This window comes from Isoptericola sp. NPDC057559 (genome assembly GCF_042801555.1).
In the GTDB taxonomy this organism is placed as follows: Bacteria; Actinomycetota; Actinomycetes; order Actinomycetales; family Cellulomonadaceae; genus Isoptericola.
Window position 1 is genome coordinate 1 of the sequence record NZ_JBHVFQ010000050.1, and the last position, 10,272, is coordinate 10,272.

At 76.7% G+C, this 10,272-nt stretch carries 11 protein-coding genes; 8 read left to right on the forward strand and 3 right to left on the reverse strand.

Annotated elements, in window-relative coordinates; translation table 11 throughout:
* Positions 1-721: hypothetical protein (locus tag ACFU5J_RS21670; protein WP_430580096.1), on the forward strand; the 721-nt coding region annotated here is incomplete at its 5' end.
* 90 nt (positions 722-811) lie between these two features.
* Here ACFU5J_RS21670 and ACFU5J_RS21675 read toward each other — a convergent pair.
* Positions 812-2,374, reverse strand: a complete 1,563-nt coding sequence (locus tag ACFU5J_RS21675) for a 2-oxo acid dehydrogenase subunit E2 (protein ID WP_430580097.1) — start codon at positions 2,372-2,374, stop codon at positions 812-814.
* A 252-nt stretch (positions 2,375-2,626) separates the two neighbouring features.
* Here ACFU5J_RS21675 and ACFU5J_RS21680 point away from each other — a divergent pair, with 252 nt between their 5' ends.
* Positions 2,627-2,971, forward strand: a complete 345-nt coding sequence (locus tag ACFU5J_RS21680; protein ID WP_430576006.1) for an oxidoreductase — start codon at positions 2,627-2,629, stop codon at positions 2,969-2,971.
* A 7-nt stretch (positions 2,972-2,978) separates the two neighbouring features.
* Positions 2,979-3,728 (forward strand): class I SAM-dependent methyltransferase, encoded by a 750-nt coding sequence (locus tag ACFU5J_RS21685; protein WP_430580098.1) that lies wholly within the window; start codon positions 2,979-2,981, stop codon positions 3,726-3,728.
* A gap of 89 nt (positions 3,729-3,817) precedes the next feature.
* On the opposite strand, the gene ACFU5J_RS21690 is transcribed toward ACFU5J_RS21685, so the two are convergent.
* Positions 3,818-5,308, reverse strand: coding sequence for a leucyl aminopeptidase (locus ACFU5J_RS21690; RefSeq protein ID WP_430580099.1), 1,491 nt, complete (start codon positions 5,306-5,308; stop codon positions 3,818-3,820).
* A gap of 74 nt (positions 5,309-5,382) precedes the next feature.
* Between ACFU5J_RS21690 and ACFU5J_RS21695 the strand changes: the two genes are divergently transcribed.
* Genes ACFU5J_RS21695 through ACFU5J_RS21710 form a run of 4 tightly spaced genes read left to right on the forward strand, consistent with a single transcriptional unit; the run spans position 5,383 to position 7,563 of the window.
* Positions 5,383-5,742: a hypothetical protein gene (locus ACFU5J_RS21695; protein ID WP_430576003.1), complete on the forward strand. Its 360-nt coding sequence runs from the start codon at positions 5,383-5,385 to the stop codon at positions 5,740-5,742.
* The gene (locus ACFU5J_RS21700; RefSeq protein WP_430580100.1) at positions 5,739-6,260 is read left to right on the forward strand and encodes a hypothetical protein; all 522 of its coding nucleotides are present in this window, start codon (positions 5,739-5,741) and stop codon (positions 6,258-6,260) included. Before ACFU5J_RS21695 ends, ACFU5J_RS21700 begins: the two co-directional genes overlap by 4 nt.
* On the forward strand, positions 6,257-7,360 hold the full coding sequence (locus tag ACFU5J_RS21705) for a quinone-dependent dihydroorotate dehydrogenase (RefSeq protein ID WP_430580101.1): 1,104 nt from the start codon (positions 6,257-6,259) through the stop codon (positions 7,358-7,360). The genes ACFU5J_RS21700 and ACFU5J_RS21705 overlap by 4 nt, the downstream gene beginning before the upstream one ends.
* Positions 7,357-7,563: a hypothetical protein gene (locus ACFU5J_RS21710; protein ID WP_430580102.1), complete on the forward strand. Its 207-nt coding sequence runs from the start codon at positions 7,357-7,359 to the stop codon at positions 7,561-7,563. Before ACFU5J_RS21705 ends, ACFU5J_RS21710 begins: the two co-directional genes overlap by 4 nt.
* Before the next feature lie 25 nt (positions 7,564-7,588).
* Here the strand turns inward: ACFU5J_RS21710 and ACFU5J_RS21715 are convergent, their stop codons facing one another.
* A complete protein-coding gene (locus tag ACFU5J_RS21715) occupies positions 7,589-9,058 on the reverse strand; it encodes a PLP-dependent aminotransferase family protein (protein WP_430580103.1) in 1,470 nt (489 codons plus the stop codon).
* A 60-nt stretch (positions 9,059-9,118) separates the two neighbouring features.
* On the opposite strand from ACFU5J_RS21715, the gene ACFU5J_RS21720 reads away from it, so the two are divergent.
* Positions 9,119-10,126 (forward strand): YitT family protein, encoded by a 1,008-nt coding sequence (locus tag ACFU5J_RS21720; protein WP_430580104.1) that lies wholly within the window; start codon positions 9,119-9,121, stop codon positions 10,124-10,126.
* The last annotated feature ends 146 nt before the right edge of the window (positions 10,127-10,272 follow it).

Genomic DNA, 10,272 nt, shown 5'->3' on the forward strand with positions numbered 1-10,272 from the left:
CCGGCGCACCGTCCGCCGCGCGGGGGACACGGTGCCGCGCCCGCCGTCGCGCGCGACCCGCCGCGAGGTCCGGCACGTGACGGCCCCGCGGGCGGGCACCCGCCGGGTGCGGCGGATGCTCGGCGCGCTGGGCGCCGTCGGGCTGGCCGTGGTGCTGACGGCCGTCGTGGTCCAGGTGCGCCTGCCGGCCGACGCCGTCGACCGGGCCGCGACGGCGAGCTCGACACGGGTCCCGGCGGCCGCCGCGCCGACGACGGCCCCGACAGCGGCCCCGACAACGGCCCCGGCCGACCGCCCCACGGCCGCGCCCACGTCGCCCGACCCGACCCGGGACCGCGCCGACCCCGCCGCGGCCGCGGCCGAGCTCACCAGGCGCCGGGCGGTGCTGCTGTCCGGCGTGGCGGACGGCGCCGCGAGCCCGGTCGGGCTCGCGGACGTGGACGTGCCCGGGTCGCCCGCGCACGACGCGGACGCGGCGCTGCTCGACGACGTGCGGCAGGCGGGCACGCGCGTGCGCGGCGCCGCGGTGCACGTGGACGGCGCGCGGACGCAGGAGCACGACGACGAGGAGGCGGACGTCGTGGTCCGCTACGCGATCGGTGCGCACGAGCAGGTGGCGGCCGACGGCGCCGTCACCGCGGTGCCCGCGACCGACGCCCGCACCGCCACGCTCAGGCTCGCCTGGACGCCCGACGGCTGGCGCGTCGCCGAGGTCGCCTGACCGGCGCGCCGCTCGATCGCGCCGGGAGAACGGCGCAGGGCGCCCCGGCCGTAGCCGGGACGCCCTGCGCCGTCAGTCAGGAGGTGCCTGTCAGAGCCCGACCTCGGACTCGAACGCGGCCTCCTCGATGCGGGCCTTGACCGCGGTGAGGAAGCGCGCGGCGTCCGCCCCGTCGACCAGCCGGTGGTCGTAGGACAGGAACAGGTACGCGAACTGGCGGATGGCGATGGTCTCCTCGCCGTCCGGGCCCGTCACGACGGCCGGCTTCTTGGTGATCGTGCCGGTGCCGAGGATCGCGACCTGGCCGCCGGGGACGATCGGCGTGTCGATGAGCGCGCCGCCCGAACCGGTGTTCGTGATCGTGAAGGTCGCACCGGACAGCTCGTCCGGGCCCACCTTGTTGGCCCGGGTGCGCGCACCCAGGTCGCCGATCTGGCGGGCGATGCCCGCGAGGTTCAGGTCGCCGGCGTTCTTGATGACCGGGACCACCAGGCCACGCTCGGTGTCGACGGCGATGCCGACGTTCTCCGCGGGGTGGTAGGTGATCTCGCCCTTCTCCTGGTCGATCGAGGCGTTGATCTTCGGGAACGCCTTGAGCGCCTCGACCGCGGCGAGCGTGTAGAAGGGGAGGAAGGTGAGGTTCGCGCCCTCGCGGGCCTTGAACGACTCCTTCGCCTTCGCACGCAGCTTGGCGACCTTGGTGACGTCCACCTCGACCACGGTCGTGAGCTGGGCCTGCGTGTGCAGGGCCTCGACCATGCGCTCGGCGACGATCTTGCGCAGGCGCGACATCTTCTCCGTGGTGCCCCGCAGCGGGGAGACCGGCGGCACGGTGGCCTTGGCGGCCGGGGCCGCGGCAGGCGCGCTCGTGGCAGCGGCCGGAGCCGGGGCGGCGGGCTTCTCCGCGGCGGGCGCCGGCGCGGGGGCCGGAGCGGGCGCAGCGGGAGCCGCCGGGGCAGCCTCGGCGGGGACCGGGGCGGCGGGCGCGGCGGGCGCGGCCGGGGCCGCGGCACCGGAGCCGACGACGGCCAGCACGGCGCCGACCTCGACGGTCGCGTCCTCCTCGACGAGGAGCTGCTGGACGGTGCCGGCCACGGGGGACGGGATCTCGGTGTCGACCTTGTCGGTCGAGACCTCGAGCAGGGGCTCGTCGACCTCGACCGAGTCGCCGACCGCCTTGAGCCAGCGGGTGACGGTGCCCTCGGTGACGGACTCGCCCAGGGCGGGGAGCGTCACCTCGGTGCCCTCGCCGCCACCGGCGGCGGGGGCCTCGGCGGCAGGGGCCTCGGGGGCTGCGGGTGCCGGCGCCTCGGGAGCCGGAGCCGGCTCGGCGGGTGCGGCGGGCTGGGCGGGGGCCTCGGGCTCGGCGGCGGAGGCCTCGGCGGCCGGGGCCGCGTCGTCGGCGCCTGCGCCGGAACCGTCACCGATGACGGCGAGGGTGGCGCCGACCTCGACGGTCTCGTCCTCCTCGGCGAGGATCTGCTCGAGGACACCCGCGACGGGCGACGGGATCTCCGTGTCGACCTTGTCGGTCGAGACCTCCAGCAGGGGCTCGTCGACGGCGACGGTGTCGCCGACGGCCTTGAGCCATCGGGTGACGGTGCCCTCGGTGACGGACTCGCCGAGTGCAGGGAGCTGCACGTTCTCAGACATGACCTGTGGAGTCTCCTTCGATCAGTGGGTCAGGCGACGTGCCGAGGCGAGCCGGTCCTGCCGGCCCGCGACATCTCTGGTTGCCGCGTTCTGGTCACTGCCTGCCATCTTGTCACCTCGACCGGGTGCGCCCCAATCGTTCCGGGGTGCCGGTGGGTGTGACGCTGGGTACACCTGACCGCTCCATGACCTTCAGGACACCTCCGGTCGGTCTCCAGAACATGGCGCCGACGGCGGCGGTATTCTCGCGCCATGTCGCTTCGGACCTCCCTGGGACGCCTGCTGGGCAGGTCGTCGTCCCCGGCCCCCGGCACCGCGCCGACCTCCGGCTCGCGGGGCGAGACCGTGGCGTACCTGCAGGACTTCGTGCGGACGCGCGTCGGCGTCGAGGCGTACGTCGAGCCGCCCAACGCGCAGACCCCCAGCACGGTGCTGCTCGTCGCGACCACCGGGGAGTGGACGCGCCGCCGCGTGCCGGACGAGCGCACGGGCTTCGAGGTCGCGCGCTCGCTGGGCGTCCCGGTCTACAACGTGCGGTTCACGGGCTACCCGCAGCGCATGCGGGACTGGACCTCGGCGCAGCGACGCAAGGACTGAGCGGGGCATGACCGTCCCCGACGACGAGTGGTCGGCGGTGGCCGGCGCGTGGGCCGACCTGTGGGGCGGGCTCGCCACGCCCGTGTGGTCCCCGCTGATGGCGGCAGCCGGCGTCGTGCCCGGGGCCCGCGTGCTCGACGTGGGCTGCGGCACCGGCGAGCTCCTCGCCCGGCTGACGGGCCGCGGGGCGCAGGCCACGGGCGTGGACCCGGCCCCGGCGATGGTGGGGCTGGCCCGAGAGCGTGCCCCGGGCGCGGCGGTCCTCGTCGGCGAGGCGGAGCGCCTCCCCCTCGGGGACGGCACGTTCGACGTCGTCCTGGCGGTGAACGCCCTGCAGCTCGCCGACGACGCGGGCGAGGCCGTGGCCGAGCTGGTCCGCGTGCTCGCGCAGGGCGGCCGGCTGGGTCTGGCCGGCTGGGCGGAGGGCTCGCGCAACGACCTCGACGTCGTCGAGCGCGCGGTCGCGGCGGCGTTCGAGGACGACCCGCCCCAGGACGGGCCGCTGCGCGGGCCGGGCGGCTTCGAGGCCGTGCTCGCCGCGGCCGACCTCGACGTCGTGGGGGCGGGCCTCGTCGACGTCGCGTGGGAGGTCGCCGACGACGACACGCTGGTGCGCGGCGTCCTGCTCGGGGAGGACGCGGCCACCCTGGCCGAGCTCGCCCCGGTGGTGGTCGCCGCGGCCGCGCCGTTCCGCGCGCCGGGCGGCGGCTACCGCCTCGAGGGCGCGTTCCGCTGGGCCGTGGGCCGCGCCGCCTGACCACGCCGGCCGGCGCAGGTCCCATCGAGGACGAGGACGGCGCCCGACCACCGGGGTGGCCGGGCGCCGTCCTCGTGCGGCGGGGCGGGTCAGAGACCGGCGCGCCCCTCGAGGAACGCGAGCATCGTGCGCACGCCGACGCCGGTGCCGCCGGCGGGGGTGTACCCGAACGACGAGCCCTCGTTGTACGACGGGCCGGCGATGTCGAGGTGGGCCCACGGGGTGTCGCCCACGAACTCCGCCAGGAAGTGCGCGGCGAACAGCATGCCGCCCCAGCGGCTGGGGGCGGAGTTGACCATGTCCGCGACGTTCGACTTCAGGCCGGACTTGAGCTCGGCGGGCATCGGCATCGGCCAGAACGCCTCGCCGGCGACGTCCGCCGCGGTCTTGACCTCGTCGCGCACCGCGTCGGTGCCCATGACGCCGGAGGTGCGGTTGCCGAGCGCCACCATCTGCGCGCCGGTGAGGGTGGCGATGTCGAGGACGACGTCGTGCCCGTCCTCGACGGCGGCGACCAGGCCGTCCGCCATGACGAGGCGGCCCTCGGCGTCGGTGTTGGTGACCTCGACGGTCTTGCCGCCGCGGATCGTGATGACGTCCGCGGGACGCTGCGCGTTGCCGCCCGGCATGTTCTCCGCGAGGCAGAGGTAGCCGGTCACGGCCACGGGCAGGCCGAGCTTCGCGGCGGCGACCACGGTGTGCAGCACCGCGGCGGCGCCCGCCATGTCGGACTTCATGGTCGGCATGCTGGCCGGCGGCTTGAGCGAGATGCCGCCCGTGTCGAACGTGATGCCCTTGCCGACGATGGCGACCTTCGCCGCGGCCTTGGCCGGCGTGTACGAGAGCTTGACCAGGCGCGGGCCGCGCGAGGAGCCCTGGCCCACGCCCACGAGGCCGCCGTAGCCGCCGGCGGCGAGCTGCTTGTCGTCCAGCACGGTCACCTTGACGCCCTTGACGCCCTTGAGCGCGGCCTTGGCCGCGTCGGCGAACGCCGCGGGGAAGAGCTCGTTCGGCGCGTCGTTGACGAGGTCGCGCGTGCCGTGCACGGCCGCGGCCAGCACCTCGCCGCGCGCGACGGCGGCCTTGGCGCGGCCCGAGCGGGCGAACGACGTGACGACCTGGATGCTGCCGACGGCGGACTTCTGGTCCTTGCCGGAGCGGTAGCGCGTGTACGTGTAGGCGCCGAGGAGGGCGCCCTCGACGACGGCGGCGAGCTCGTCCTCGTCGACGGCGGGCAGCGCGACGGCCACGGAGTCCGTGCCCGCGAGGTCGCGGGTCGCGGCGCCGGCGGCGGAGCGCAGCACCTCGTGCGCGAACGTGCCGTCGGCCGCGCGCTCGCCGAGGCCCGCGAGCACGAGGACGTCGGCGGCGACGCCGTCGCCCGCGGGCAGGCGGCGCACCTCGTCCGGGGCGCCGGTCACGCCGAGGCGGGGCGCGAGGGTCTCGATCTGCCGCACGAGCGCCTCGGGGAGCTGGTCCGCGACGACGGCGACGCCGTCCGACGTGGAGCAGGTCCCGACGACGAGCGCGTCGACCTTGAGAGAGGTGGGATTCTTGCCGGTGAGGGTGAGGTCAGCCACGCGCCGATGCTATCCCCGTCCCCGGGGGCCCACCGCCCGCGTCGTCCGGCCCGGCCGGCCGGTAGTCTGCGGGCGTGGTTCTTCCCCTCCTGCTCCTCGTCCTGGTGGCGTGCGCCGCGCTGGCCGGGTGGGCGCTCTGGTTCGTCGTCCAGGACCGGGCGGTGATCCTGCGCCAGCTGTTCGGTGCGGCCGTCGTCGAGGCGCTCGTCGTCGTCCAGGCGGTCGTGGCCGGCGTGCTCATGGTCACGCGCGACCATCCCGTCGACGGGCCCCTGTTCTGGGGCTACGTCGCGACGGCGCTGATCGTGCTGCCGATCGCCGCGGTCTGGGCGTTCGCGGAGCGCACCAAGTGGTCGTCGGTGGTGCTGGCCGTCGCGGCCGTCACCGTCGGCTTCCTCGACTGGCGGCTGTGGCAGATCTGGGGTGCGGCATGAGCGGGTCGAACGGCACGAGCCGGTCGGGCGGCGCGAGCCGTCAGAAGGGCGAGGCGCGGCGCACGGGCGCGGGCTTCGGCCGCCTGCTCGTCACCGTCTACGGGATCCTCGCGTTCGCGGCGATCGGCCGCTCGTCCTACGAGCTGGCCACCAAGTTCTCCGAGGCGCCCGTCGCCTACTCCCTGTCCACGCTGTCGGCGGTCGTCTACGTGCTGGCCACGATCGCCCTCGCGAAGGGCGGCCCGCGGTGGCGCGTCGTCGCCTGGGTGACGGTGGGCTTCGAGGCCGTGGGCGTGCTCGCGGTCGGAGCCGCCTCCGCGGTCTCGCCCGACGTCTTCGGCGAGACGACCGTGTGGTCCGGGTTCGGGCAGGGCTACGGTTACGTGCCGCTCGTGCTCCCGTTCGTCGGCCTGTGGTGGCTGTGGCGCACGCGCCCCCGCGCCGACGACGGGCGCGCGTCGAGCGCACCCGACCCGACCGCACCCGAGCCGACCCCACCCGACCCGGAGGTCCGATGAGCCCCTACACGCTGCTGTTCAACGGCGTCTTCCGCAAGATGGACCCCGAGCGGGCACACGAGCTCGCGTTCGGGGCCATCTCGCTCGCCGGCCGCGTCCCGGTGCTGCGGGACGTCGTCCAGGGCGCCGTCGCCCCCTTCCTGGGCCGCGGCAGCGGCGGGCCGGGCAGCATCGAGGTGCTCGGCCGGACGTTCCCGGCGCCCTTCGGCCTGGCGGGCGGCTTCGACAAGAACGCGCGCGCGATCCGCGGCCTGACCATGCTGGGCTTCGGCTTCGTGGAGATCGGCACGGTCACCCCCCGCCCGCAGCCGGGCAACGAGAAGCCGCGCATGTGGCGCGAGCTCGACGTCCGCGGCGTCCGCAACCGCATGGGCTTCAACAACGAGGGCGCGCCCGCCGCGGCCGCGCGGCTGCGCGAGCTGCGCGCCACGCCCGCGGGCCGCGCCGTCGTCGTCGGCGCGAACATCGGCAAGAACAAGACGACCCCCGCCGAGGGCGCCGCGGACGACTACGCCGCCTGCGCACGCGAGCTCGCACCCTGGGCCGACTACCTCGTCGTCAACGTCTCGTCCCCGAACACGCCGGGCCTGCGCGACCTGCAGACCACCGCCGAGCTGCGCCCCATCCTCACCGCGGCCCGCGACGCCGCGGACGAGGCCACCGCCGCGGCCGGCACCCGGCGCGCGCCGCTGCTCGTGAAGATCGCGCCCGACCTGGCGGACGCCGACGTCGACGCGGTGGCCGACCTCGTCACCGAGCTCGGCCTGGACGGCGTCGTCGCGGTGAACACGACCATCGGCCACGACCGTGGCCCCGGCGGGCTCTCCGGCCCGCCGCTGCTCGAGCGCGGGTTGCAGGTCGTGGGCCGGCTCCGCGAGCGGCTGGGGCCCGAGCCCGCGATCATCGGCGTCGGCGGCATCGCGAGCGCCGACGACGTGCGCGCCTACCTGCGCGCGGGCGCCGACCTCACGCAGGGCTACACGACGTTCATCTACTCCGGGCCGCTGTGGCCGTCGCGGGTCAACCGCGCGCTGACGCGCACCCGCGGCTCCGTCGCGGCCGGCGCGCTCGCCGGGTCCGAGCCGGGGAGCGCGTCGTGATCCGCCCGCGCTGGGAGTGGGCGCTCGACGACGCCGACGGCGGCGCGCTGTCGGTGCCCAGCCCGGTCTTCACCACCCAGTACGACGCCGAGCAGTGGCTCGGGGAGCACTGGCGCGACCTGTCCGCGGAGGGCGGGGCCGTCGCGCGGCTGCTGCACGACGGGAACCAGGCCGCGCCGAGCGTGCCGCTGCCCGCGGTCTGACCGGATCCTGCGGGGCGCTCGCGCCTCACCGGCCCGCGGTCACCTGGGCCCAGGCCTGCGCCAGCCGCGGCACGGCGGCCGCGAGCTGGTCCGGCTCGCGGGTGAACGTCAGGCGCACGCGGTCGCGGGAGGACCGGTCGGGGGTGAAGGCCGGCCCCGGCGTGACCAGGACGCCGTGGTTCACAGCCGCCGCGGCGAGCGCCTGCGCCAGCGGCCGTCCCAGGTCGGCCCACAGGCACAGGCCGCCGGCGGGCACGGGTACCCGCCAGTCCGGCAGGGCGTCGCGGACGAGGCCGACCAGCAGGTCGCGACGGCGCCGCAGCTCGGCGACGCGCCCGGGCAGGATCTCGTCGGCGCGGCGCAGCAGCTCGACGACGGCGAGCTGCTCCAGCACGGGCGTCGCGATGTCGGCGGACTCGCGCACCCGCGCCAGCCGCCGCACCACCTGGGGGTCCGCGCGCACCCACCCCACGCGCACCCCGCCCCAGAACGACTTCGATGCCGACCCGATGGTCACGACGTGCGGCGACGTGCCCTCGCCCGCGAACGGCCCGGGGACGCCGGCGCCGGCGTCGAGCGCCAGGTCGGTGAGGGTCTCGTCGCCCACGACCGTGACGCCGGCCCGGTCGGCGAGCTCGCGCACTGCGGCGCGGCCCTCGGCGGACAGCGTGTGGCCGGTGGGGTTGTGGAAGTCCGGCACGAGGTAGACGAGCCGCGGACGGGTGCGCCGCACGGCGGACGCGAGGGTCTCGACGTCCCCGACGGGCACGCCGACCAGCCGGCCCCCGAGGCGCCGCGCGGGCTCCAGCGCGTGGAAGTACGTGGGGGACTCGACGACGGCCGTCTCGCCCCGGCCCACGAACGCGTGGGTCAGCACGGAGATCGCCTGCTGCGCGCCCGTCGTGACGAGGATCTGCTCCGGCGTGGTCGGTACGCCGCGCGCCGTGTAACGGTCGGCGATCGCCGCCCGCAGCGGCTCGATGCCGAGGTGGGCGTAGCCGCCGGTGCCCAGGTAGCCGGGCAGCATCTCCAGCGCGGCGGCGTACGCGTCGTGCAGGGCCGGCGTGGCCGACGGGGTCGCCTGCGCGAGGTCGACGGGCGGCTCTCCGTGGTCGCCCGCGGGGGAGTCGGTCGGGGCGTCGCCGGCCTCTGCCGGGACCCGGCCGCGCGCCGTGCCGGCGCCGTGGGGGAGGGTCGTGACGGTGCCCGACCCCACCCGGCTGACGAGGAAGCCGAGCTCGCGCAGCCGCGCGTACGCGCCGGACGTCGTGGTGCGCGAGACGTGGAGGGCCGCGGCCAGCTCGCGCTCGCTCGGCACGCGCGTCAGCGGCGGCAGGCTGCCCGACAGGACGGCGGCGCGCAGGGCGTCCGCCAGCGCGAGGTAGGCCGGACCTCCGGCCCGCCAGTCGCCGAGCAGCCGGGCCGTCGCGGCGGGGGAGAGCTGCCGGACGGCGGGGGCGGCGGTGGCCGCGGGAGGCGGCGGGGCGACGGTCACGGGGCCACTGTCACCCCATTGGCCATGGATTGCAAGGCCAATGTGTCCCATGGTGGGACCATGAGCACGACGCCCGCCCCCAGCCGCCGCCCCGCACGCCGGGGCTCCCGCCGCCTCCCCGGCCGTCCCTCGCGTCGGGCCGTCCTTCGGCGCACGGGGGCCGCGCCGTCCGACCCGGGCCCGGCGTCGGCGGCGGCGGTGTCCGCCGCGGAGGCGCCGCGGGCACCGCAGGGATCGGGCACGCAGGGATCGGGCACGCAGGGATCGGGCACGCAGGGATCGGGCGCGCAGGCGGCACCGGGAGCGTCGCCCGCGTCCGGGGCGTCCGGAGCGTCCGCGCCGGCGGCGTCGATGGGGCCGGTCCGCCGCGGCGTGCAGCTCGTCCTGGGACTGCTCGGTTTCGCGTGGTCGATGGCGATGCTGCTGCACGCCGGCGAGGGCGGCATGCCCTGGGACGTGCTGCACCAGGGGCTGGTGCGGAGCACCGGGCTCGGGTTCGGCGCCGTGGTCGCGGTGACGTCCGTGCTCGTGCTCCTCGCGTGGATCCCGCTCCGGCAGCGGCCCGGCATCGGCACCGTCGCGAACGTCGTCGTGATCAGCCTGGCGATCGGCCCCAGCCTCACCGCGATGGCGTGGCTCGTGCCGGATCCCGGCCTGGCGGCGCGCGTCGCGCTCGCCGTCGGCGGCATCGTCCTGAACGGCGTCGCCACCGCGGCCTACATCGGCGTGCGGCTCGGCCCGGGCCCGCGCGACGGGCTGATGACCGGCCTCCTGCAGCGCACGGGGTGGTCGGTGCGCCTCGTGCGGACCGGTATCGAGGTCGCCGTCGTGCTGGTGGGTGTCCTGCTCGGCGGCACGTTCGGCTGGGCGACGATCGCCTACGCGCTCGGCGTCGGCCCCGTCGTGCAGGCCACGGTGCGCTGGCGGTGGCTGGTGCCCACGGGTCTGACGGGAGCGGCACCCGTCCCGGCCGCGCGGCCGGGGCCGACCGACGCCGACACGGCCCGCCGCGCCCGCGAGATCTCCCGCGCGCTCGACCTCGTCTCCCGCGAGCACGGCGACCGCTGACCGACCCTCCCTCAGGTGCCGGAGGCCAGGTCGCGGCGGTAGAACGTCGCCGACGCGTCGTAGCCGAGGGCCTCGTAGAAGGCGCCCGCGCGCCGGGTGGCCAGCGAGACGTAGGCGGCCCCGCGCGCCGCCGCCCAGCGCTCGGC